This window comes from Psychrobacillus sp. FSL H8-0510, from assembly GCF_038008345.1.
In the GTDB taxonomy this organism is placed as follows: Bacteria; Bacillota; Bacilli; order Bacillales_A; family Planococcaceae; genus Psychrobacillus; species Psychrobacillus psychrotolerans.
The window spans coordinates 3,370,223-3,393,476 of sequence record NZ_JBBOYZ010000001.1 but is presented as its reverse complement, the minus strand read 5'-3'; the positions used below and the strand labels follow the sequence as shown (position 1 = coordinate 3,393,476).

Here is a 23,254-nt window from a genome sequence, read left to right as displayed (position 1 = left end):
GGGAAAATGAAGCTTACGGAATGGACGATGGAAGAACAAGAACAACTGATCCACTTCATGACGACGAATAGTTGGCCGTATCATGGAAACTCACACCCAGCAAGAGAACTAATCGAAAAAACGATTGAAGAAGGCGGATATCAATCGGATGAAGTTAAAACCTTTTGGATTGAAAATGAAACAAATGAAAAGGTTGGTTTCGTAAAAATTTATGACCTACGAGATGAGATTCCTCTTTTTGACTTGCGAATTGCAGATCATGCGAGAGGTAGTGGTTATGGACCGGAGGCATTAAAGCTTGTAGCAGAGTATGTATTCCAACTACCAGAAGCGAAAATTCGTTTAGAAGGACATACAAGACAGGATAACTTTGCAATGCGCAAAACTTTTGAACGAGCTGGATTTGTAAAAGAAGCACAACTTCGACAAGCATGGTTTTCTCCTAAAGAGAGTTCCTATTACGATGCTGTAACGTATGGTCTAACGAGAGAAGATTTCTTAAAAGGAACTGCAACTCCCGTGAAGTGGGATGAAGATTTCCCTAAGACTTATCCTGCTAAAGAAGAGCTAACCTTTGCGGAGGAGTTTTACACAGAACGATTGTTGATACGAGCTCCAAAGGTAGAAGACGCGGATGAAATTTGGAAGGCGGTAGTCAATTCGGATGCTGCACTGAAAGAATGGATGCCATGGGCCCAAAAAAAGCAGTCATTGGAGCAAATTACAACGAATATACGTCAAGCAGTTGCCGACTTTATAACTAGAAAGGATTTACGCCTGCAATTGTATTTAAAGGAAACAGGAGAATTTGTAGGTGCTTCTGGATTGCATCGAATTGACTGGGACGTTCGGAAATTTGAAATTGGCTATTGGATTGATAGTAAGTTTGAGGGGAAAGGCTTAATGACAGAAGCATGTGAACGCATAACACAATTTGCATTCGAGGAACTACTGGCCAATAGAGTAGAAATTCGTTGTGATAGTGAAAATGTTCGAAGTCGCTCTGTAGCCGAAAGAGCTGGGTTTAAGTTGGAGGGCATACTTCAAAATGATTCTTTATCTGCCGATGGGGAAAAATTGAGGGACACATGCATATATGCCAAAGTCAGGGAATCTCAAGATTCTATTTAAAATTTCAATTTGAATATCAATGAAAAAATAAAAAGGTGTTGCCGTTTAGGCAACACCTTTCTTCATAGTGATCGTTTTCCACTGATTAGTTGAACTACAAAAATGATACCCGCAATGATTAGTAGTGCATGAATAAATCCGCCGCCAATCTTTAATACTAAACCAAGTAGCCAAAGTACGATTAATACTACGATAATTCCCCATAAAATTCTACCCATTTCATATCTTCCTCTCTTTATTTAATTTATCAAGTCATGTTGATATTTAAATTTTACCCGTTTGGGTATAGTATTAAACATGCTTCACTTTTTATATGCATGAAAGGAGTGTTATCATTGCTTACTAATGTGATGCAAGAAATAGTTCATAGCCTTGTCAGAGTGATGATGAGAGGGTCCGAGTATCAAACCTTTTGCAAATGCGAACAATGCGAACGTGATATTATTGCCTTGAGTTTAAATACATTACCTGCTCATTACGTTACAACAGAAAAAGGAAGAATAGCCGTTTTTGAGCGCTTAAATACAGCAGAAAATTTAGAATGGATCAACAAAAGAATTATCCACTCCATCTATGTTGTGGGTAAGTACCCGCATCGTCACTAAAACCTTGTCTTTTTTCGATAAGGTTTTTCCTCTGTTTAAATATTAATAGATAAATGCTTTTTGCTCAGACTCTTTCTAGTTCCAGCGCCTAGCCCCTCGAGTCGTTTCAGACTTGCGGGGCCGCAGGATGCGGGTCAGTCAGTCGTTGCGACACGATGTCGCGAACTTAGACTGACTTCGACTGAGCAATGAGCGCCTTATTCCGATTCTTCCAACGCATTTCGGGGCTAACATAGGCGCTTGCACCTTTCAAGATATAGGAATAAATATCTAGAATTGTGATAGGGTCTTTATTGTAGTAAAATATATAGAGCAAAGATGAGAGGAAGATAAATATGCCAACACCAAGCATGGAAGACCATATTGAACAAATTTATTTGTTGATAGAGCAAAAAGGATATGCTCGTGTGTCTGATATTGCAGAAGCATTGTCTGTATTACCATCTTCCGTAACCAAAATGGTTCAAAAACTTGATAAAGATGGCTTCTTAATATATGAAAAGTATCGAGGGTTAACTCTTACGGCAAAAGGAATGAAGCTCGGAAAAAAATTAGTAAAAAGACATGAACTTTTAGAAGATTTCTTGAGAATTATTGGCGTAAAGGAAGAGAATATTTACAATGACGTAGAGGGAATTGAACACCATTTAAGTTGGAACTCCATCGACCGTATTGCAGATTTGGTATTATTTTTAGAGGAAAATCCAGCATTACAATCCAAGTTAATGGAATTACAAGAACCAGAAAGTGAGCAAACCTTGTAAATGTTGTTTAAAGGAATACCACATGATACATACAATCTCTGGGAATGATAGAGGTTGAGTTTTAACACAAAAAGTAGAATATAATCTTTTGTGTGTGTGAGTTTACAATAGAGTTTATGATTTATATGAATCGGCTATAGGGAAGTAGCATAACCTTTTTTGCAGTCTAATCACTTTATATATAATTCAGAAGAAGCAAGGAAAGATCGATACCATATTTGGTGAGAAGGAGAGCGGTAATTTTGATAGGAACAGCATCAGGAGAAATAGTAAAGTTACAAGTGAAAGAACAGGACGGATCAAAATGGATTTTAACATATGATGGAATGGATATTCCGTTAAATGCATCTGAAGCACCAGAGGGTGTAGAGGTAGGTGGCACAATAGAAGCATTCTTATTTGTGGACAGACGTGGAAATCTATCTGCCACAACACAGCTTCCATCTATTCAAAAAGGCACATACGGATGGGCTCGTGTCATTAAAGTAGTCGATAGAGATGGCGTTTTTGTTGATATCGGTACTTCTAAGGAAGTTCAGGTTAAAGAAGATGATCTTCCAAAAATAAAAGAATTATGGCCTGCTGTTGGAGATCATTTATATATGACACTCCGTACCGATAAAGATGGTGAGTTATTCGGTCGATTAGCAACTGAGGACCGAGTAGAAGAGCTATATATAGATGCACCAACGACATTATTCAATCAAAATCTACAAGCACGTGCATACCGCTTGCTTCCTGTAGGTACGTTTTTGTTAAGTTTTCCTGAAAACTACCGAATTTTTGTACATGAGTCAGAACGCTTTAATGAACCGCGGTTAGGTGAAGATTTAACAGTACGCGTTATTGACGTGAAAGAGGATGGATCTTTGAATGGTTCCCTTTTGCCACGTAGACATGAACGTCTAGGAGACGATGCAGAATCTATATTCCGTTACCTGAACGATGTTGGTGGTAAAATGCCATTCACAGATAAGTCTTCACCAGATGAAATTCAAGAAATGTTCAGTATGAGTAAAGCTGCTTTCAAACGCGCCCTAGGTAAACTTATGAAAGATAAAAAAATTGTTCAAGAAGATGGTTGGACACAATTGAAGATGTAGTTCATACGGAGTAAAAAGAATCGATTAGTCGGAACTTTTTACTCCTATTTTCGTATTATTGAGGGAATGGAAGAGAAAGGAAAGGGGTTAAATAGTATGAAGAAATTATTATTGCCATTCATTACAGCAATGTTATTAATAGGTATGGTTATTGCGCCTACTTATTCATTAGCAGACTCAGATGGCTCCACTGAAGAAGAAGTTGTAAATGAAAAATTTGGTGCACCTATCATCGTATATGGTGGAAATTTAACTGCTGAGCAAAAAGACAGTGTAAAAAAGAGTTTAAAAATAACGGATAAATCAGATGTTCAAGAAATAGAGGTAACTGGCAAAGATTTAGCAACATATTTACAAGACGGAGATGCATCTGCAAGAATGTTCTCTTCTGCTAAGATCACTCGAAAAGACGCTGGTAAAGGTCTAGTGATAAGCATAGTTACACCGGATAATATTACAGAAGTAACATCCGAGATGTATGCAAATGCAATGCTAACTGCGGGCATTAAGGACGCAGTAGTAGAAATTGCTGCACCTAAGCCTGTAACGGGTCATTCAGCACTAGTAGGGATATATAAAGCCTATGAGGTTTCGGGGGAAGAACTTGATCCCGAACGTACAGATGTGGCCAATGACGAACTATCTATTGCTACTAATCTAGCAAAAGATGCAGGTATTGATGAGGCAAAAGTGAGTGAGTTACTAACAGAGATTAAAAAGCAAATTGCAGAACAAAATCCAGTTTCTCGTGAAGAGGTGGAAAAAATTGTTTCGGAGCAATTAGCTAATCTAAAAATTGAGCTTTCGGAAAAGGATCGTCAGCTGTTGATCGATTTAATGGACCGTATTCGTCAATTAGATATCGATTTCAGTCAATGGTCAGATCAACTGAATGATTTAAGTAAAACAATTGAAGACAAGATTGGAAAAATAGTCGATAATGAAGGATTTTGGGAAGGTGTCAAAAACTTCTTTACGAATCTAATAGACTCGATTCGTTCTATTTTTAACTAATGTATGAGCCCTCCTTCTTAAATAGATAGGAGGGCGTTGTTTTGTTCAAAATTTATTTTAAGAAAATGCACCTATACTTATGTGGTTTTATACAATTACCGATTATATAAAGTGGATCTAGTTGATTGGAGCGAAGAGCGGTGACTGCAGTGGGAACAGCGCGAGCTGAAGACCCTGGAAGGAGTTTCTTAAAGCCTTGTTCTCTTTATTTGCACAAAATACAAGGATTTGTTATCATGGAATTAATATATCTCGACTTCAAGATAAAATAATGAGGAGGTAAAGAAATGAAATTAGCAGGTATCCACCATGTCTCAGCAATTACTGGAGACGCTGATAAAAATCATGACTTTTATACAAGAATATTAGGAATGCGATTAGTGAAGAAAAGTGTAAATCAGGATAATCCTTCTTCTTATCATTTGTTTTATGCAGATGCTGTAGGTACGCCAGGAACAGACATGACTTACTTTGACATACCCAATGCAGGAAGAACATATCCTGGTGTATCTAGTATTAGCAATACAAGTTTCCGGGTCAAAAATGAGCAAGCTCTATATTTTTGGAAAAGTAGATTTGAAAAATTTAATGTACCACATGATTCTATTATAGAAAGGTTTGGTCGTAAAACACTTTACTTTGAAGATTTTGAAGGGGCAAGACTTATGTTAGTGGTCGACAACGGGGCTGGAATACCTTATGGCGAAGCATGGGTTAGAGAGGAGATTTCAGCGGACAATGCAATTGTTGGTTTAGGTCCCGTAAAGCTTACAGTTCGAAAATTAGCACCGACTGAAAAGGTCTTAACAGAAATACTTGGATTTGAGTTAGCTGGTTCCTACCCATCGGAGGTACTGGACATGCCAGATATTCAAGTTTATACGACGGGAAAAGGTGGTCCAGGTGGAGAAGTTCATATCGAGACACGCACAGATTTACCAATGGAGCGACCTGGAAGGGGTAGTGTACATCATGTAGCATTCCGAATTCCTTCAATGGAAGATTACCCAAAATGGGAGGAGCGCTTACGTGAAAATGGCTTTACCACTTCTGGTTTAGTAGACCGATACTATTTCAAGGCAATCTATTTCAGAGAACCAAATGGCATTCTATTTGAATTATCTACCGATGAGCCAGGATTCGATACAGATGAACAAATGGATAGCTTGGGAGAACGATTAGCACTACCACCTTTTCTAGAAATGAGAAGAGTGGAAATTGAAGCGAAGTTGCGTCCGTTGTCAATCAATAAATAAATGTGCTAAAATTCAGAAAAGGAGTGGTTACTGATGGAATTTGAATTTAAAGAATTAGGAAACGATGTATATGCGTTTCAATATATACAAGGCGGGGAAAGATTAGGCGAAATTACTTGGACGTTACTTGGAGATGTCATGGTGATGGATCACACATATGTATCGGATAAGCTGAGAGGACAAGGGGTTGCCAAAAAGTTATTAGATAGCGCTGCTTCTTATGCAAGAGAGCAGGAGCTAAAGATGGAGCCGGTTTGCTCATACGTAGTGGCAGCCTTCTCAAAGTCTAACGAATATGATGATGTAAAAGCATAAAAGAAATTTGTATACTTCATAACAAAAAGGCAATCCGCTTCTATTTAGAAAAGGATTGCCTTTTTATAATAGCATTATTAAATTTGTGTGAAAAACACTAAAATTCCTGTTAATACCGATGCACCTGCTAACGTATAAAGGAAATCTGCTTGGTTAAAAATTATCTCTTTTTCCATAAATTCCACCCTCTCTTTTTATGTTGATAGTTAAATATTACCCTGGTTTATAAATGTTTAAACAGGTTTAAATTATTTTATGAAGGGGATTTTAAAATTATACGAAACCTTTTCAACTATTAATCGTAGAATGATAAGAAGTGTAAAAATGAAGGGACTGAATTCTATGTCACGTACAGGAGAAATGGTATTAAGTGTTATTAGTGCAATTATGACATTACTTAGTATTATTTTAGTAACAGTTTTAGTGGTAAGTGGAAGCAGCATATTGAAAGATGAAGATTTTAAAAAAGAATTTGAGAATACGATTTCGAATGAGCCTACATTTACGGAAACTGACCAACAATTGATAAATGATAATATGAGTTTAGCAATCGATGCATTTAGCATATTTGGTTGGGTATTTATAATTATTCTTGTCATTAGTCTAATCCTAAATATTATCGGAATCATGTCTATTTCCAAAAATAAAAACCCGAAGTTAGCAGGAATTATGTTCATCCTTGCAGGTCTTTTTGCTGGTGTAATATCGCTAACATCAATTCTATTGTATATTGCGGCTATCATGTGTTTCGTTCGCAAACCACCAGTTCAAATACAAGAGGAATACTATACAACTGAAAAGTCACTTTAACAAACAAAAACACCGACCTATAAGGCCGGTGTTTTCAATAGATATACGTATTTAGCAGTAGATAAAGGGTGACCCTCAAAATATTCATCGAATTCTTCTAAACATTCGAAGCCGAAGTTTTCATAGAATTGACGGGCATTATCATTTAAGCTTTCCACGTAAACAAATAATTGTCGTCCAGCTGGCATTTGGTTTAGCCCAGCTAATAATAGTTTTTTTCCATATCCACTTTGTTTATATTCAGGTAACACATAAATAGCAGTTAGTTCTGCATCTCCATCTTCGTCCGTATAAGTAAAGTTAGCGAAACCGATGGGATTGCCTTCATATTCAGCGATTAAGAAGATAGTTTTCTCTATTCTCTTCACAATCATCATAGGGGAATAAGCCTTTTCTAGAAAAAGAGTTTGTATGTCATCAGGTATAATATTCTTGTATGTATCGTTCCAACTGACCTTTGCGATCTGTTGAATTACTTGAATGTCATCTAACGTAGTCGCTCTAATCATTTGAAATCACCTCTAGATTCTTTTTGTAATCATAACAAAAATAACTATAATCTTCTACATATATATACAATTAAAATCATTTAGATATCAAACTGTAATATAAGATGGGTAATCAAGCATAAAAATCATATACCTCTAAAGAATTAGTTTGTTAAGGTGTTAACTTATTTAATAGTGGGTATGTACATTATATATAGAAAACCTTGGAGGTAATTAGGATGGCAAAAAACAAATCACTATTATTGGCAGGATTAGCGGCAGGAGCGTATGCATATTTCAGTAAGAAAGAAAATCGTGAGAAAGCAGTAGTGGCTTTTAATAATACAAAATCTAAAGTGAATGCTTACATAGACTCACAAAAACATCAAAGATCCGATTTAACCGCAGCAGGACATCCAGATCCTTACGATACACCAGATAATAATATGGTCGATGAAGGAGCTCTTACAAGCGTCCAGTACTATAATGATGAAGTTCAGGACAACCAAAAGAAAGACGATACAAATAAGCAAGACGGAGAAAAGAAGTCTAATCCTAATGACCAAATAACTTTATAATCTTAATAGGACAGGAATGTGTCAAAAACCACATTCCTGTCCTATTTATTTTCTCCACGTAATGGCCAAGATAGACACTATTAACAATATGATACCTGTCATAGTAAACCCGCTCGTAGCATCCAATTCTAGGAAGCCAGTGATACTCGATCCCACAACTACTCCTATAGAAAAGAAAGCATAGAAATAGCCATATGCTTTTCCTCTATAGGATTGCTCTGTTGAATCTATTAATAATGTGTTAATAGATGGGAAAAGAAATGCAAATCCTATTCCATATAACCCCATCCAAATATATAGTAAGTTCAGGGAATCTGTATGGCCGAGCAATAGCATACTTACTCCCATGATGCTCATACCAAAAGTAAGTGTATAGATGGGTTTTACTCGGTCAAATATTCGATTTATCGGAAGGATAAACACTAAAATTGCGACAAAGCCGAAAGTACTTAGAAGAAATCCGCTTGTTTTAGTGTCAAATCCTAAATGCACTACTTTTAAAGGGAGCATATACGCTAATACCCCTTGCGAGAACATTAAGAAAAAAGCACCTGCAAATGACTTAATCACTCCACTTCTTTGGAAAATAGAGTGAACGGAATGGTGAGAGACATCCTGCTCTTTTCTTTCGATAGCTACTTTTCTTAACAAAACTAAAGACAGTATACTTAAAGCAAGCATAATAGAACCTGTCATTCCTAACACAAATACCTCATTTTTTTTGCTTGCGAGAATACCACTTGTAGCGGGACCAACAATTGCAGCAAGTCCAACAAATGCACCTGATAGTGCAACTCCTTTACCTCGTTTTTCATGCGAAGTCCTATTAGCTGAGTAGGTAAAAGCTGCAGGTACAATTAGTCCAGCTACTAAACCATGTATAAAACGTATTAGTAATAATCCAAACGGCTCGCTAGCAAATTGGTAAAGGAATAAGGAGAAACTCGTTGCAAATAAACCAGTGATGAGTATGTAATAGGGTCCTTTTCGATCAGTTAGAAATCCAGAAATAATATTACCAAATGTATTCGAAAGAGAATACATCCCTACAACTAAACCAGTTATAAAAGGAGTGGCACCAAGAGATTCTGCAAAGGGGCTCATAATTGGTAGTTGAGAAAATAAGTCAAAGAATGAGATAAAGATAATAATATATATAAAAAAGTGCAATACTGCTCCTCTTTTCTATAGTAGCTTTTATTCTAGTATAAAGGTTTTAAATGTATCGATAAAGGGAATTTGGAACAAAACAAATCATGCAAGGGGGAAGTCTTATGAAAGCAATGTTCATCTATAACCCATCTTCAGGAAAAGCGGATGCCGAGCAATATAAAGAAACAACAGTTAATGTGTTAGAAGGCTTGGGGTATGAAGTGATTATTAAGGAAACGAGTAAACAAAATGATGCCACCATATTTGCCACACAGGCGTGTGCTGAGAAAGTAGACTTTTTGTTAGCAATGGGTGGAGATGGGACGATAAATGAGGTTGTCAATGGTCTCGCTGAACAACCTAACCGGCCTCTATTTTCATTTATTCCACTCGGTACTGTGAACGATTTTGCTCGTGCACTTGGCATTCCATTGGAGCCTGAGCTTGCTATTGAAGCTTTAAAAATGACGAACACACGATTAGTGGATATTGGGCAAATTGGGGATAAATATTTTATGAATATAGTAGCTGTTGGTGAGATAGCTAGTCGTGTTGCGGATACTACTGTTGAACAAAAAACAAAAATGGGTTCACTTGCTTATTTGCTAGAAGGAGCAAAAGCCGTTATTTCGAACGAAGAAATAGAAATGACAATAACGCATGATCAAGGAATTTGGAAAGGGACACCTATGCTTATACTTGTGGCTTTAACGAATTCTGTAGGTGGATTTGAAAAATTGGTAAATGCAGCGGAAGTAAATGATGGAAAGTTACATATTTATATTATAAAACAAGCAGGATTGGCTTCTATAGCAAGAATGGGAGCAAAAGTCCTGTTGGGTACACTAGAGGAAGATACTGGAGTGGAAGTAATCGAATCTAGTAATGTATTAATCGAATCTGGAAATCCTCTATATTGTAATGTAGACGGGGATGAAGGAGATTGCACACCACTGAACATTCAAATATTACCTAAACATTTAAAAATGCTAGTCCCTCAAAAAAACTGAGTCTAAAAGGTTGAAAAAATATATAATTTCCAGGATAATGATATAGACTAATACAACATACCCAAAAGGTTATATAAACATTAAGACCTACTTAGGGAAAAAGAGGGAAATATGAAGACTGTCGAGAAGCAATTTTTAGATAATTTCTCTAAAATATACACTAGAGAAATAGGTACAACAACAAGAGTAGAAGGTTTAGATTCTTTCCTAGAATTAGAAGAACAGCTATTTCAAAAAATGTTTTCTTTTGAAGTAACGGAAGCAAAAGAAATTCTAAGAAGCATGATAGATTTAATAATTGCTAGAACACGTAAGAATATGATCCAAAATGTAAAGTATTACTACATTCAGCTAGCGGCTATTATGGGAAGAAAACTAAATGAGAGTCAAGTTCCTACTGATAAAGTTAGCGCGTTTAACATTGCATGTGTAGAAACTATTGAGACGAAGATGAGTGATGCACAATTTTTATTATGTGCAGATGAGTTGGTTGAGTTTTTTGTGATGGTCATAACCGAAAGGAAAAAGCCGTCATTTGGCCATCAAACGGTTAACAAAGTAATCCTCTATATTAATGATGAAATAGAGACAAATTTAACGGTAGAGGATATTGCTAAAAGATTTGCTATAAGTACAAGTCATCTTTCTCGTATTTTTAGAGAGCATACAGGAGTGACGCTTGTAGAATACTTAAATGTTCGAAAAGTAGAGGAATGCCAATACTTTTTAAGAACAACAAATAAAGCTATTTCCGATATTTCTAGTAGTTTTCACTTTTGCAATCAAAGCTATTTCACTCGCATATTCAAAAAGTATACCGGAATAACACCGAAGCAATACCGCGATAACCAGGAATATCCTAGTTTTAAATATAATTTTCCTAATGAACAACAATCAGTTTAAATATTTTGGATTAAATTTGATAAATAGCTTCATAGTAAGGTATACTTCTTTATAGTTTGATGAGTGAAGGTGAATAGAGTGAAAAAGAAGATTAGTTTATTTTCTATTCTTGTATTTGCAGCCCTAGTGCTTAGTGGATGTTCTGGAGTAGAAAACAAAGAAGGTACTTTTTATAATATTTTTGTTCGACCTTTTGAATTTCTTATACATTTCTTTGGAGAAATGTTCAATGGTAGTTATGGACTGGCGATTATCGCTATTACCGTACTTATCCGTCTTATTCTGATGCCTTTGATGCTTAAAAATTATAAAAATCAACAAGGCATGAAACAGAAAATGGATAAATTGAAACCAGAAATGGACGATATCCAAAAGAGATTAAAGGAAACAAAAGATAAAGAACAGCAAATGGCTCTACAACAAGAAATGATGGGATTATACCGTAAGCATGGAGTAAATCCGCTGAACATGGGTTGTCTACCGATGATTATTCAGATGCCTATTGTAATGGGATTGTATTTTGCGATTCTCTATTCTGCGGATATTAAAGCGCATCCATTTTTATGGTTTAACTTAGGATCTCCTGATATTGCAATGACACTTATTGCTGGAGCGGTTTATTTCATTCAAGCAAAAGTTTCATTATGGACAGTACCTGAGCAACAACAGAAACAAATGAAAATGATGATTTATATTTCGCCAATTATGATTATGTTTATTTCCTTCAGTTCTATGGCGGCACTTCCAGTTTATTGGGCTGTCGGTGGACTATTGCTAATATTCCAAACATATTTGGGGCGTAAATTTTACTCGAATCATCCAGAAAAAGCAGAGGAATCTGTATAACACAAAAACGAAGCGATTGTTGCTTCGTTTTTTTCTTGAGAGGTAAGGTGTTTATGAATAGAAATTGGATATTTGGACTACTGATTGCAGCAGTTAGTATTTCTGCGTTGGTATTTATCATTAAAGGAAATATTAATATGGCTGTTTTGTTTATGACAGCAATCTTTGCTCTAAGTAATGGTTTCCGAGCAATAAGTTTTAAAGAAAAAGGATTCGTCAAAGAGGCGAAGTGGATGAAAGGTATGTCCATTTTGTTTGCAGTATTATTTTTTGTCGTGTTATTTTTGCTAATTTTTTAATAAGAGAGAGCGTATTTACCTATCATGGGTAGATACGCTTTTACTTATTTAGGAGGATTCATTTATCGTTCAGGATGGTTATAATTATTTTGGCGAAGTTGAATTTCAATAAGAGAATAGTTATTAGAAAAATGGTAAACTAGAAATAACGTAATAAGAAAGAAGGAAGTCCGAAGATATGCAGTCAAGATATAGCTTTTTACAAGAAAAAAAGAAGAAAAAATGGCCATATATTATTTCTGGAATCATTGTAGGAATACTTGTAGCCACAGCGGTAGTGTGGGTAGGAATGAATGAATGGAATATAGATAAAAGTATAGAGGAACTCCGTGATTTGACAGGTGTTAAGCAAATAGTCGATGTTGATAAAACAGAAGAAGCTAATGTGGATAAACCAGTTATAGAAGAACCAAAACAGGAAATTCCTATTGTGGAGGAGCCGGTAGTGGAAGAGGTAGATATGTCTGGCGCAAAAGGCTATATTGGTAACGAAGTTTTACCCCAGGAGCCTACAATAGTAAAAGGTGTATTAATTGCTAGTAAAAAGTATCCCCTGCCATCTACTTATGCACCTGGTGAAAGCAAAGAGGCTAGAACAGCATTTCAAGAAATGGCTGCTGAGGCAATTTTATCTGGGTATGACCTTGTAGCTTTCAGTACGTATCGATCTTTTGACTATCAAACTCAGTTATATGAACGTTATGTAACAAATGACGGTCAAGAGGCTGCGGATCGTTATAGTGCACGCCCGGGCTATTCCGAACATCAAACAGGGCTAGCTTTTGACATCGGAGAGCAGCATTTTGAACAACATTTCGCTAGAGAAAGCTTCGGAGAAACAGAAGCAGGCAAATGGGTTGCAGCCAATGCCCATAAGTATGGATTTATTATGCGTTATCCGAATGGCTCAGAAAAAATTACAGGTTATATGTATGAGCCGTGGCATTTTAGGTACATCGGAAAAGAACTTGCGCCTCAAGTATACGAAGCAAACGTGACTTTAGAAGAATTCCTAAATCTTTAGTAGACAGGATTAGAATACAAAAAGAGGTTTCCAAAAATGAACTAACCAATTTCTAAAAGTTGTCAGAGCGCTACGGACAGTAAAAAGCCATAAGAATACCGAGAAAAAAGAGGCTAGTTGTGACGTCAGTCACGACTAGCCTCTTAAAAAATCAAACGGTAATCTTATAGCGATAAATCTATCCAAAGCCCTTCGAAAACATTATTAAAGTATCGGTGAAATTAGACGAGCTAATGACTCTTTAAATTTAATCATGGTTGATCTTTCTTCATATATTTCTGCCGTCATCTCGGTAGATAACTTCATATCCTCTTCAAATAACTCTGCTAACTGATGAGAAGTTTCGCGATCATATATAAAGGCATTTACTTCAAAATTCAATTTAAAACTACGCACATCAATATTTGCCGTTCCCACTGTAGAAGCTTCGTCATCAATTACAATCATTTTTGTATGCAAGAATCCATTTTGGTAAATATATACTTTAGCTCCAGCTCTTATTAACTCGCCAACATAGGAGTAAGTCGCCCAGTAGACAAAAATATGATCGGGTTTATTTGGAATCATAATTCGTACATCAATACCTGAAAGGCATGCAATACGTAACGTATCCATGAAACTAGCATCTGGGATGAAGTATGGAGATTGAATATAAATATACTTTTTAGCCATCATAATTAACTTAAGGTAGCCATTTTTTATTTGCTCCCATTCGGAATCGGGTCCACTAGAAACAATTTGCAAGCCAACAGAACCTTTCATCGGAATGGCTGGGAAAAATCTATCAGAATACTCGATATCATGCTCTGCGGAGGCTTGGTTCCAATCGAGAATGAATCGGGTTTGAAGAGGATGAACAGAACTACCTTCGATACGTAAATGCGTGTCGCGCCAGTATCCAAATTTCTTTTTTAGTCCAAGATATTCATCTCCAACATTAAATCCTCCGATATAACCGATTCGTCCGTCTATTACAACGATTTTTCTGTGGTTCCGGTAATTCATCCGGGGATTGATAAGTGGAAAGATAGAAGGGAAAAATGCCTCTACACGACCACCTAACTCAATCAGTTCGTTAAAATGTCTTTTTCTTAAGGAACGTGATCCAGTATCATCGTATAAAACCCTTACTTTAACCCCTTGTTTTGCTTTGGCTAACACTGCCTGGTAAATCTCCTGCCCTAAGGAATCTAATCGGAATATATAGTATTGAATATGGATGTGATCCTTTGCATTTCCGATATCGTGAAGGAGAGCATCAAACTTTTCTCGTCCATCAGTGAAAATTTCGACTTTATTGTCTTGAGTTAAGACTGCTTGGTTATTATGTAAGTGCATAACGATTAACTCTTTATAATGCATTGCATCATCTAAACGAAAATCAAATGAGTCATCTTCGATAGCTTCCATTTGAAATTCAATGAGATTATCGATACCTATCTTGTTTTTTCCTTCCCAACGGAATAACGTTTTTTTACGTAGCTTTCGTCCAAACAATAAATAAATACCAAATCCTAAAATAGGTATAAAGAATAGGACTAGAATCCACGCCCAAGTAGCGGAAGCATCTCGACGTTCTAAAAATATTAGGGCTATTGCCAAAGAAATATTTAAAATGAGGATGCCAGAAACAATAATACCATAAAAGCTTGCTATCAAATTTTCACCCCCGGTGCATGTCTATATAATCATTTGCTATTAAATTCTAGTATAGCTGATTTGTCTCAAAGAAAGTAGGGAAGACATATATTAAATAGAAAGTAATTCCTACTTGACCAATAGGGATAAAAGTATTAATATATGATGAGCACAAAAAATGGAGGTTTTTATATGAATTTATTATTTATTATTCTAAACATAGTTGCCTTACTCCTTTTAGTTGGAGTACTAATCATAATGCAAAAGAAACATGTTTCATTCTCGAAGCGTGTATTCACGGCTCTAGGACTAGGTATTTTACTAGGTTTAGTATTGAATTTAGCCTATGGGGTAGATTCGGAAGTATTGGCAGAAACTGTACCTTGGTATAACCTTATCGGTACTGGTTATGTAAAATTACTACAAATGATTGTAATGCCATTAGTATTCATCTCAATATTAGGGGCGTTTACAAAAATTACAATCGGTAAAAACTTTGGTAAAATGGCAGCAATTATTTTGAGTTTCTTAATCGGAACTACTGCCATTGCTGCTGTTATTGGTATTGGCTCTGCGGCAATATTCGATTTGAATGCAGAACAAATCATTCAAGGAGATGCTGAAACTGAACGTGCAGAATACTATGAAGGTCGCTCTGCAGAAGTTGCAGACAAAGCACTTCCAGATCAAATACTAGAATTATTACCTGCAAATCCATTTTTAGATTTTACAGGAGCTAGACCAACCTCTACTATTGGGGTAGTTATCTTCGCAGCGTTTTTAGGATTCGCTTATTTAGGAATAGCACGTAAAGAGAAAGAAACTGCAGCAACCATTAAAACAGGCATTGATGCGATTTACGCATTAATCATGCGAGTAGTTAAGCTAGTACTTCGTTTAACTCCATACGGAATTTTAGCAATTATTGCAAGAACCGTTGCAACATCAGATTTTAGTGCCATATACAATTTAGGTAAGTTTGTTCTCGCTTCTTATGTAGCATTGGCAGTAGTATTTGCGATACATTTATTAATCATTACTCTATCTGGATTAAATCCAATAACTTATGTTAAAAAGGCAGCAGAACCATTAATCTTTGCGTTCACTTCACGTTCAAGTGCAGGAACTCTACCTATTAACATTAATGCACAAACAACTAAAATGGGTGTATCAGAAGGAGTTGCTAACTTCTCTGGATCGTTCGGACTATCTATTGGTCAAAATGGTTGTGCAGGTATTTACCCAGCGATGCTAGCGTTCATGATTGCTCCATCAGCAGGCATCAATCCATTAGACCCGATGTTCATCTTAACTGTTGTCGGAGTAGTAGCAATTAGTTCGTTTGGTGTAGCAGGAGTTGGTGGCGGTGCAACATTTGCTGCAATTCTAGTTCTATCTGCATTAAATTTACCAGTTGCTTTAGCGGGTCTCCTAGTATCGGTTGAACCGTTAATCGATATGGGACGTACAGCAGTAAACGTAAGTGGTTCAATGACCGCTGGTGTTGCTACTGCGAAACTAACAGGTGAATTAGATAAAGATTTATACAACACACCATTAAACCAAATTGCAACAGACGAAGTTTAATATGGCTCGCAAAAAAACTGTCCTTTCATCAAAGGGCAGTTTTTTTATGGTTCTACAGAAATTTAAAGAATGAATAATACTACTGCTTTCTGTTATGTGGCTCGGAGCGGATATCAACGGCATATGCACATTTTATTTTTAAGGGACCGGGCATTTTTTGCTCGGTTTTTCTCATGTTTAGAAATATACTTTCAGATAACTTATCTAAATACTAAATATTAAAAAAATTTATACATAAACTAATCTAGTAGTTTGCTATAATCGAAATAACTAGGTTGTAAGGAGATGGAGAAATGCTTCAAGCCATAAATCTTTCTAAGAAATTTAAAACCAAAGTAGTTGTAAAAGAAGTCAATGTGGAACTGTTCGCGGGAGAGTCTGTCGGATTACTAGGTCCCAATGGGGCGGGCAAATCAACGACTATTTCTATGTTATCTTCCTTAGTCCAACCGTCAAGCGGAGACGTCTTATGGAATGAAAAATCCATTGCAAAAAATCCAGACCCATTGCGTAAAGCATTAGGAGTAGTTCCACAAGAAATTGCCTTATATCCAGAGCTTTCTGCTAGAGAAAATCTCGCTTTTTTCGGTAGAGTTAATGGATTAAAAGGGGAACTTTTGGCAACGAGGATCACAGAAGTCTTAACAAAGATTGGGCTGTTGGATAGACAAAAGGATATAGTTAAAACATTTTCAGGTGGGATGAAACGACGTCTGAATATTGGTGCTGCACTTTTACATAAACCTTCGATTTTAATAATGGATGAGCCGACCGTCGGAATTGATCCACAATCGAGAGCGTATATTTTAGAAACTGTTAAGCAGTTTGTGGCAGATGGAATGACTCTTTTATATACGAGTCACTATATGGAAGAAGTAGAAATGCTGTGTGACAAAATATATATTATGGATCAAGGAAAAATAATTGCACACGGTACAAAAGAAGAGCTTAAAGAACTGGTCTCCGACAACCAAACAATTGAATTGAAAACTAATTTACTTACGGAGAACTTTGAAAAGCACTTGAAAGAGCAGTTCCCACAAGCAACTTTTCGTATAGATGAAGAGATACTAACGATTTCAATGTCCAAAAGTGAAGAGCCACTAGCTAATATTTTTGCGATTGCTGCGGCAAGTAATGTAGTGATTACCTCTGCGATTGTCAAAGTGCCATCCCTAGAAGATGTGTTCTTGCATTTGACTGGAAAAGCACTAAGGGATTAAGAGGGGAGATGAAGTGATGCTGTTTAGTTTAATTGCGAAGCAAATGAAAATGCTGATTCGAAATAAGCAACCGTTAATTATTTTATTGGTCATGCCACTCGTTTTAATAACCATACTTTCAAATGCGTTAGGAAGCATAATGGACGGTGGAGAAGAAGCGGCGATTCAAGCAAATTTGCTCATCCTAGATAATTCATCATGGGTTCAAGAGGAAAAAGAAATTAAGCTATTTTTAGAAGGAGAAGGGGTAACAGGCGTAGCCTTGGATGCTTTGCTCACTCAGTTTAAAAGTGGTGATCCAGTAGAATTACTAAACAGCACCGTTCTAGCTGCTGACGAAATGAAGAAGTATATTGCTGTGGAATATAAAAAGGAAGTAGATTTAAAGACCGCTCGACAGGATGAAAATATAGATGGCATCCTAACTATCCCTTCTAACTTCCGATTGAATTATATAAAATCTGCCTATTTTAATAATCCCGATTTTCATAGTGTATCCTTATATCTAAATCAAGATAATGAAATTCGTGCATCCATAATTGATGCTGTTCTAACAGACTGGCAAAGTGGCTATTCCCAATCCGCGGCACTTTTAGCGGCAAACTTATCACCTCAGGAAATTATGAGTAACGTCAGTAGTGTAGAGAAGGCAGAACAGGTTTTAGAGGCAAGTGAGCGGAAAATACCTGCCACTATTTACTACACAGTTGGAATGATGGTGATGTTCGCATTATATATCCCTGCTTTCCTAGCAGGCTTTGCACTGCAAGAAGTACAATGGAAAGTATATGACCGGATATTACTTGCAGGGGTGTCTCCTGTTTTATATACACTTTCTATTTTCTTTACAGGAACATTTGTAGCCTTTATCCAGCAAGCCATTATGCTTTCATTTGGAATGCTTGTATTAGGTATAGAATGGATCACTCTAGAGGGAATGGGCCTTATAATTATTAGTTATAGTGTATTTGTTGGTGCATTGTCTGCTTTGATAACTACTCTCCAATTTCGAACAAAAACAGAAGGTATTGCGAATGTGTTTAATGGATTGTTTATAACGGTATTTTCTTTCTTAGGTGGATCCTTCTTTAATATTCGTGATATTTCGGAAACACTCGGAAAGATTGGTGACTTTACTCCCAATGGTGCAACAATGTCTGCCATACTCTCTATACAAAAAGGGCAGGATTTATCAGTTATTTGGCCTTTTATGTTGGCTATATATGTTCTAGTAGTTGTGTGCGTGCTATTTGCCATTGTTTTCTTTCCGAGAAGAGGTGTAGCAGGATGAAGGGGATATGGATTGCTAGATTTTTAAATTTAAAACGAAAGCCTGTCGTTTTAATCATGATGACAGTAATGACCTTAGTAATGGCATACGTAGTAGGCAGCTCTAGTAATGGAAAGATGAGTGTGTCGGTGGCTGTCGACGGTACTGAAACGACTCAAGCAGTACTAGAGAAGTTGAAGGAAGAGGGCGGATATTCCCTTATAGAAATTACAGCCGAAGAGTTGCAGCAAAAAGCGAAAAAAGATATTCGAATGGTCGGTATTGGGTTGAAGGAAAATTCCTATACTATTTATTCTGCCTCAGATTCTGATAGTGTGAGAAACCTATCTTTGAGAATTGAATCGGCTTATAGTGATATTAGTTTTAAAAAGCAAGTTATACAGGTAGGTGGCGTGGAAGCTTGGAAAGACATTGAAATAAGTTTGCAAGAAGACCAAGCATTCCATATTCAAACAGAAGCAATGGATGAGTCAGAGGTATTTCGTTACGATAATGCACTTCAAAGTTTGTTTGGATTTACGCTATTCTTTGTTTTTTATACGGTCTCAATTAATGTTCAATTTATATTAGAAGACAAGCGCACGGGAGTATGGAATCGATTAAAGTTAGCATCAGTAAGTAAATTTCAACTTTATGTCGGGCATCTATCTTTTAGTTACATTATCGGGCTTCTCCAAGTGATGCTTGTTTTATTTGTCTTCAGGTATGTGTTAGGTACTAATATGTACGGTGGATTTTGGAAAGTAGGGATTATTGCTGCTATCTATGTTTTGCTTGTAATGGCATTTTCTGTTTTTGTTATTTCATTAGTAAAAACAGTAAGTCAAAGCAGTATTATCATTTCTCTTGTAGCGGTAGCATTTGCAATGATTGGCGGGGCTTACTGGCCATTAGAAATAGTTCAGTCGCAAGCATTACTGACGATGAAATGGATTTCTCCAATATATTATGCAATGGAGTCTATGAAACAAGTGACGGTATATGAGGGAACTTTTGGTAGTATTTGGACGTATGTAAGTATGATGGTGGTTATTGCAATAGTTCTATTGATAGTAGGGATTAGTTTATTGGAAAAAAGAACGGAACGCTATCATTCCAGTGAATAGATAGGGGAGATAGGGATGTATTGGTGTAAAATTGCACGAACAGAAAAAGAGTTTGAAGCGATAGCGCGATTAAATTATGAAACATTTGTGGAGGAGATTCCACAGCACGAGCCGGATCCTAGTGGGATGCGGGTCGATGCGTTTCACCATGAGAATGTGTATGTCATTGTTTTAAAGGATCAGGAGTTAGCAGGAATGGTAGCATTTCGAGCTGCCCGTCCTTTTTCTCTAGATTTAAAGCTTGGGCAAGTGGAGGAGTATCTGCCGAAGGATGCATTAGGTGGACTGTTATGTGAGGTTCGATTAATGGCTGTAGATAAGGCTCACCGGAATGGACGAGTGTTTTATTACTTAGCACGTGCTCTTTCCGATTACGCGTATGAAAATGGATATGGAGCAGCGCTAATATCGGGAACGGTACGGGAACAAAAGTTGTATAATCAGCTTGGTTTTGAACCTTTTGCTGATCCAGTGGGTACAGAAGAAGCTAAATTTATCCCGATGGTACTAACTAGGGATCGTTTTGACCAGTCAGTGGCCTCTCGGTTTAAACAAAAAAGATATTCATTTTATCCAGGGCCTGTACAACAATCGGACGCCATACAACGAGCGTTTTCTGCCAGTCCATTGTCTCATCGAACGCATGAGTTCGAGGTCATGCTAGAGCGAGTGAAGAACAATCTATTATCGATGAGTGGTGCAGCATATGCCCACTTGCTTTTAGGGAGTGGGACGCTTGCAAATGAAGCGATGATAGCGCAGTTACACGTATTAGGAGAGAAAGGCTTAATCGTTAAAAATGGAGCCTTTGGAGACCGCTTGGAAAAACAAGCGGAACGTTGGCAGTTATCTTTTGATGTTGCATCTTTTGAATGGGGAAGCCCTTATAATCTATCGCTAATCGAAGAAAAACTTGCCACCGGAGCTTATAGTTGGCTCTTAATGGTCCACGGTGAAACGTCCACTGGAATGTTAAATAACCTGGAAGAAATAAAGTTATTATGTAACCGTTATAGTGTGCTGCTTTGTATGGATTGTGTGAGTTCATTTGGAGCACTTCCATTTAGCTTAGAAGGAGTATATCTTGCAACTGGTGTAAGTGGTAAAGCTATCGGGACTATGAGTGGATTAGCTTTTGTATTCGCTAACACAGAAGTAACATCGAGTAATAATATCCCTTCATATTTAGATCTGGGATTGAGCGTGAATAATGCAATACCTTTTACGATTCCTTCTCAGTTTGTACATAGCCTAGAGGTAGCTTTAAAAGCCTATGAAAATGGAGAGAGGTACAATCTGTTACATCGTCGCATGCGATTTATCGAAGACGATGTGTCCAAGCATGGGATCGAATTGCTCTCAGATAATCACTATCCAATGATTTTCACATGGAAAGAGGTTAAGTTTCCTTACTTAGCAGAAGATGCAAGAATGTCTGGTTTTGACCTTCACTATAAAAGTGATTATTTAATCGTAAAAAACTTGCTGCAAGTATCTTGTATTCAGCCAGATTTTGAAGACGCATGGGTGAAGTTTATGAATTGGTTAGGGAACTATCGGAGGTATCATGACTAATAAACGCATACTGCTTTTCTCTAGGTTCCGACTAATATTATAAGATTATTGAAAAATGGGATGCTGGTTAAGTTGTGACGGATATCACAACCAACTAGCATCCCTGAAATTTTACTCACTTGGTAATCACTATAAATGGGACGTCTATCCAAAATCCTTCGTTTTTGTAAGTTACGTAAGTAAACAAGAAATGAAATTTCGATAAAAAAGAAGAAACATTGGTTCCCCCTAAGAACGTATCATTACTTGCTCATACGTAGTGTAGATAAAAACTTTATACGGCGTGTCGGGCATTTTTTCGACGTTGTTTATTGCGACATTTACAGCATCAACAGCCTTCTTAACTTGGTTAAGTTCTAAATAGCATAATGCAATGTATGCATCCTTTTCATAGAAAATAGATAGATCGATTGGATGGTGAACGATGTCAGGGATTTTCACCTCATCAAATATCTTCAATGCTTCAAAAACTCTACCTAATCCGTATAAAGTCTTAGCTCTTTCCAGTTGGAAGTAGGGGGTAAATAATTTCGTATTAATCTTATCAAGAGAGAATTTATGGTATAGAGAATCCGCCTCCATATACATCTTTTGATAGGTATTTAAGTAATGCAAATTAGCATAGTGGATAAAAGCTTTGGAATCCTCATCATCAGCAAATTCACTATAGGCTTCTAGTTTTTTTAAATAATGCGCCATTTTCCCCGCGTCTTCTTCCATCATCGCATGAACTGCTGCTAGCCTAAATAAATTATCTATTTGTTTAAAAATTTTATGTTCACTGGAATATTGAATAGCTTCGTTCATCATTTGAATGGCATCTGTATTTCTTCCTACTGCAAAGTAAAGTACAGCTTCCAAATAGTCGAAATCCATCCGCGATAATGGATCAATCCATAGAGGGTTTGCTTCCAGTTTTTTTCGTTCTTCTAACAATACATCTAGTGCGATTTGATACTGGTGATTCATAAATGGAATGATCGCAAGATTTCTCCCTATGTCAGCTGCTTTAGTTATCAAGTGTAAGTCTTCGTACATTTTTGCAACCTTTTTCAGCAGCGTGACAGATTCTTCGGGAGCAGAGTAAGCTAAGCATCGACCGTATATATCTAGTAACCGCGTTGCCTCATAGCCTTGAGTTAGTCTTGGTATATACGGTTCTATTAGATTTTTCACCTGCTCAAGTTCATTTAGAAAGTCATAATCCTTTGTGTTGAGCAGTAATTCTGCTTGATCTAATACCTCTCGTACCTCTTGTCCGCTTATTTCCTCCAGTAACTCACTTACTTCAACACCTAGCTGTGACGCGATGTGATTCAAGCTTTCCATAGAAGGATTTGCTTTGTTGTTTTCTATTAAACTGAGCATGCCTTTTGTTAATTCTGTACCTGCTAAAGCTTCAAGTGTCATTTTCTGTTGTTTACGTAATGTTCGAATGCGTTCGCCTAATGTGGACAACTTTTTCACCTCTTTACAATAGTTTAATTATATTAAACTTTTTCTTGAAATGAAAGTATATTCATGATATTATTTGTT

General features: G+C 36.7%; 24 protein-coding genes. 19 read left to right on the top strand and 5 right to left on the bottom strand.

Annotated features, from left to right (window positions below; genetic code table 11):
• Positions 1-6: 6 nt before the first annotated feature.
• Positions 7-1,131, top strand: coding sequence for a GNAT family N-acetyltransferase (locus MHI40_RS17245; RefSeq protein WP_340763683.1), 1,125 nt, complete (start codon positions 7-9; stop codon positions 1,129-1,131).
• A gap of 62 nt (positions 1,132-1,193) precedes the next feature.
• Here MHI40_RS17245 and MHI40_RS17240 read toward each other — a convergent pair whose 3' ends face one another.
• Positions 1,194-1,349: a lmo0937 family membrane protein gene (locus tag MHI40_RS17240; protein WP_139219921.1), complete on the bottom strand. Its 156-nt coding sequence runs from the start codon at positions 1,347-1,349 to the stop codon at positions 1,194-1,196.
• A gap of 108 nt (positions 1,350-1,457) precedes the next feature.
• Between MHI40_RS17240 and MHI40_RS17235 the strand changes: the two genes are divergently transcribed.
• From MHI40_RS17235 to MHI40_RS17205, 7 genes are all read left to right on the top strand, one after another.
• On the top strand, positions 1,458-1,736 hold the full coding sequence (locus MHI40_RS17235; protein WP_322788088.1) for a late competence development ComFB family protein: 279 nt from the start codon (positions 1,458-1,460) through the stop codon (positions 1,734-1,736).
• 335 nt (positions 1,737-2,071) lie between these two features.
• Positions 2,072-2,500 (top strand): transcriptional regulator MntR, encoded by a 429-nt coding sequence (mntR, locus tag MHI40_RS17230; protein ID WP_340763680.1) that lies wholly within the window; start codon positions 2,072-2,074, stop codon positions 2,498-2,500.
• A gap of 242 nt (positions 2,501-2,742) precedes the next feature.
• Positions 2,743-3,603, top strand: a complete 861-nt coding sequence (locus tag MHI40_RS17225) for a CvfB family protein (protein WP_093537540.1) — start codon at positions 2,743-2,745, stop codon at positions 3,601-3,603.
• 96 nt (positions 3,604-3,699) lie between these two features.
• Complete coding sequence (locus tag MHI40_RS17220; RefSeq protein ID WP_093537541.1) at positions 3,700-4,617, top strand: DUF1002 domain-containing protein; 918 nt, start codon at positions 3,700-3,702, stop codon at positions 4,615-4,617.
• Between the two features lie 287 nt (positions 4,618-4,904).
• Positions 4,905-5,873, top strand: a complete 969-nt coding sequence (locus MHI40_RS17215) for a ring-cleaving dioxygenase (protein WP_340763675.1) — start codon at positions 4,905-4,907, stop codon at positions 5,871-5,873.
• A gap of 33 nt (positions 5,874-5,906) precedes the next feature.
• The gene (locus MHI40_RS17210; protein WP_340763673.1) at positions 5,907-6,188 is read left to right on the top strand and encodes a GNAT family N-acetyltransferase; all 282 of its coding nucleotides are present in this window, start codon (positions 5,907-5,909) and stop codon (positions 6,186-6,188) included.
• Between the two features lie 342 nt (positions 6,189-6,530).
• Positions 6,531-6,998 (top strand): DUF4064 domain-containing protein, encoded by a 468-nt coding sequence (locus MHI40_RS17205; RefSeq protein ID WP_340763671.1) that lies wholly within the window; start codon positions 6,531-6,533, stop codon positions 6,996-6,998.
• Positions 6,999-7,015: 17 nt separating this feature from the next.
• On the opposite strand, the gene MHI40_RS17200 is transcribed toward MHI40_RS17205, so the two are convergent.
• The gene (locus MHI40_RS17200) at positions 7,016-7,507 is read right to left on the bottom strand and encodes a GNAT family N-acetyltransferase (RefSeq protein ID WP_093537545.1); all 492 of its coding nucleotides are present in this window, start codon (positions 7,505-7,507) and stop codon (positions 7,016-7,018) included.
• Positions 7,508-7,725: 218 nt separating this feature from the next.
• Between MHI40_RS17200 and MHI40_RS17195 the strand changes: the two genes are divergently transcribed.
• Positions 7,726-8,064 (top strand): hypothetical protein, encoded by a 339-nt coding sequence (locus MHI40_RS17195; protein WP_340763669.1) that lies wholly within the window; start codon positions 7,726-7,728, stop codon positions 8,062-8,064.
• A 45-nt stretch (positions 8,065-8,109) separates the two neighbouring features.
• On the opposite strand, the gene MHI40_RS17190 is transcribed toward MHI40_RS17195, so the two are convergent.
• Positions 8,110-9,234: an MFS transporter gene (locus MHI40_RS17190; RefSeq protein ID WP_340763667.1), complete on the bottom strand. Its 1,125-nt coding sequence runs from the start codon at positions 9,232-9,234 to the stop codon at positions 8,110-8,112.
• Between the two features lie 104 nt (positions 9,235-9,338).
• On the opposite strand from MHI40_RS17190, the gene MHI40_RS17185 reads away from it, so the two are divergent.
• The 5 genes from MHI40_RS17185 to MHI40_RS17165 all read left to right on the top strand — a co-directional run bounded on the left by MHI40_RS17185 (position 9,339) and on the right by MHI40_RS17165 (position 13,298).
• The gene (locus MHI40_RS17185; RefSeq protein ID WP_245762715.1) at positions 9,339-10,226 is read left to right on the top strand and encodes a diacylglycerol/lipid kinase family protein; all 888 of its coding nucleotides are present in this window, start codon (positions 9,339-9,341) and stop codon (positions 10,224-10,226) included.
• A 111-nt stretch (positions 10,227-10,337) separates the two neighbouring features.
• Positions 10,338-11,129: an AraC family transcriptional regulator gene (locus MHI40_RS17180; RefSeq protein ID WP_093537549.1), complete on the top strand. Its 792-nt coding sequence runs from the start codon at positions 10,338-10,340 to the stop codon at positions 11,127-11,129.
• 78 nt (positions 11,130-11,207) lie between these two features.
• A complete protein-coding gene (yidC, locus tag MHI40_RS17175) occupies positions 11,208-11,975 on the top strand; it encodes a membrane protein insertase YidC (RefSeq protein ID WP_093537550.1) in 768 nt (255 codons plus the stop codon).
• Positions 11,976-12,028: 53 nt separating this feature from the next.
• The gene (locus MHI40_RS17170) at positions 12,029-12,274 is read left to right on the top strand and encodes a hypothetical protein (RefSeq protein WP_093537551.1); all 246 of its coding nucleotides are present in this window, start codon (positions 12,029-12,031) and stop codon (positions 12,272-12,274) included.
• 178 nt (positions 12,275-12,452) lie between these two features.
• The gene (locus MHI40_RS17165) at positions 12,453-13,298 is read left to right on the top strand and encodes a M15 family metallopeptidase (RefSeq protein ID WP_340763662.1); all 846 of its coding nucleotides are present in this window, start codon (positions 12,453-12,455) and stop codon (positions 13,296-13,298) included.
• Between the two features lie 204 nt (positions 13,299-13,502).
• On the opposite strand, the gene cls is transcribed toward MHI40_RS17165, so the two are convergent.
• Positions 13,503-14,957 carry a cardiolipin synthase gene (gene cls, locus MHI40_RS17160; RefSeq protein ID WP_093537553.1) on the bottom strand — a complete coding sequence of 485 codons (1,455 nt, stop codon included), beginning with the start codon at positions 14,955-14,957 and terminating at the stop codon, positions 13,503-13,505.
• A 171-nt stretch (positions 14,958-15,128) separates the two neighbouring features.
• Here cls and MHI40_RS17155 point away from each other — a divergent pair, with 171 nt between their 5' ends.
• The 5 genes from MHI40_RS17155 to MHI40_RS17135 all read left to right on the top strand — a co-directional run bounded on the left by MHI40_RS17155 (position 15,129) and on the right by MHI40_RS17135 (position 21,718).
• Entirely contained in the window at positions 15,129-16,523 is a 1,395-nt protein-coding gene (locus tag MHI40_RS17155; protein WP_093537554.1) for an L-cystine transporter, read from the top strand.
• A 293-nt stretch (positions 16,524-16,816) separates the two neighbouring features.
• Entirely contained in the window at positions 16,817-17,746 is a 930-nt protein-coding gene (locus tag MHI40_RS17150) for an ABC transporter ATP-binding protein (protein ID WP_340763657.1), read from the top strand.
• A gap of 16 nt (positions 17,747-17,762) precedes the next feature.
• Positions 17,763-19,037, top strand: coding sequence for an ABC transporter permease (locus tag MHI40_RS17145; RefSeq protein ID WP_340763655.1), 1,275 nt, complete (start codon positions 17,763-17,765; stop codon positions 19,035-19,037).
• Positions 19,034-20,143, top strand: coding sequence for an ABC transporter permease (locus tag MHI40_RS17140; protein ID WP_340763653.1), 1,110 nt, complete (start codon positions 19,034-19,036; stop codon positions 20,141-20,143). Before MHI40_RS17145 ends, MHI40_RS17140 begins: the two co-directional genes overlap by 4 nt.
• Before the next feature lie 15 nt (positions 20,144-20,158).
• Positions 20,159-21,718: a GNAT family N-acetyltransferase gene (locus MHI40_RS17135; protein WP_340763651.1), complete on the top strand. Its 1,560-nt coding sequence runs from the start codon at positions 20,159-20,161 to the stop codon at positions 21,716-21,718.
• A gap of 228 nt (positions 21,719-21,946) precedes the next feature.
• Here the strand turns inward: MHI40_RS17135 and MHI40_RS17130 are convergent, their stop codons facing one another.
• The gene (locus tag MHI40_RS17130) at positions 21,947-23,176 is read right to left on the bottom strand and encodes a helix-turn-helix domain-containing protein (protein WP_340763650.1); all 1,230 of its coding nucleotides are present in this window, start codon (positions 23,174-23,176) and stop codon (positions 21,947-21,949) included.
• Between the last annotated feature and the right edge of the window lie 78 nt (positions 23,177-23,254).

Excerpts from the sequence above, each read along its gene's own strand:
- MHI40_RS17245 (WP_340763683.1), top strand. The coding sequence starts at position 7 with ATGAAGCTTACGGAATGGACGATGGAAGAACAAGAACAACTGATCCAC.
- MHI40_RS17240 (WP_139219921.1), bottom strand. The coding sequence starts at position 1,349 with ATGGGTAGAATTTTATGGGGAATTATCGTAGTATTAATCGTACTTTGG.
- mntR (WP_340763680.1), top strand. The coding sequence starts at position 2,072 with ATGCCAACACCAAGCATGGAAGACCATATTGAACAAATTTATTTGTTG.
- MHI40_RS17220 (WP_093537541.1), top strand. The coding sequence starts at position 3,700 with ATGAAGAAATTATTATTGCCATTCATTACAGCAATGTTATTAATAGGT.
- MHI40_RS17215 (WP_340763675.1), top strand. The coding sequence starts at position 4,905 with ATGAAATTAGCAGGTATCCACCATGTCTCAGCAATTACTGGAGACGCT.
- MHI40_RS17210 (WP_340763673.1), top strand. The coding sequence starts at position 5,907 with ATGGAATTTGAATTTAAAGAATTAGGAAACGATGTATATGCGTTTCAA.
- MHI40_RS17205 (WP_340763671.1), top strand. The coding sequence starts at position 6,531 with ATGTCACGTACAGGAGAAATGGTATTAAGTGTTATTAGTGCAATTATG.
- MHI40_RS17200 (WP_093537545.1), bottom strand. The coding sequence starts at position 7,507 with ATGATTAGAGCGACTACGTTAGATGACATTCAAGTAATTCAACAGATC.
- MHI40_RS17195 (WP_340763669.1), top strand. The coding sequence starts at position 7,726 with ATGGCAAAAAACAAATCACTATTATTGGCAGGATTAGCGGCAGGAGCG.
- MHI40_RS17185 (WP_245762715.1), top strand. The coding sequence starts at position 9,339 with ATGAAAGCAATGTTCATCTATAACCCATCTTCAGGAAAAGCGGATGCC.
- MHI40_RS17180 (WP_093537549.1), top strand. The coding sequence starts at position 10,338 with ATGAAGACTGTCGAGAAGCAATTTTTAGATAATTTCTCTAAAATATAC.
- MHI40_RS17170 (WP_093537551.1), top strand. The coding sequence starts at position 12,029 with ATGAATAGAAATTGGATATTTGGACTACTGATTGCAGCAGTTAGTATT.
- MHI40_RS17165 (WP_340763662.1), top strand. The coding sequence starts at position 12,453 with ATGCAGTCAAGATATAGCTTTTTACAAGAAAAAAAGAAGAAAAAATGG.
- MHI40_RS17155 (WP_093537554.1), top strand. The coding sequence starts at position 15,129 with ATGAATTTATTATTTATTATTCTAAACATAGTTGCCTTACTCCTTTTA.
- MHI40_RS17150 (WP_340763657.1), top strand. The coding sequence starts at position 16,817 with ATGCTTCAAGCCATAAATCTTTCTAAGAAATTTAAAACCAAAGTAGTT.
- MHI40_RS17145 (WP_340763655.1), top strand. The coding sequence starts at position 17,763 with ATGCTGTTTAGTTTAATTGCGAAGCAAATGAAAATGCTGATTCGAAAT.
- MHI40_RS17140 (WP_340763653.1), top strand. The coding sequence starts at position 19,034 with ATGAAGGGGATATGGATTGCTAGATTTTTAAATTTAAAACGAAAGCCT.
- MHI40_RS17135 (WP_340763651.1), top strand. The coding sequence starts at position 20,159 with ATGTATTGGTGTAAAATTGCACGAACAGAAAAAGAGTTTGAAGCGATA.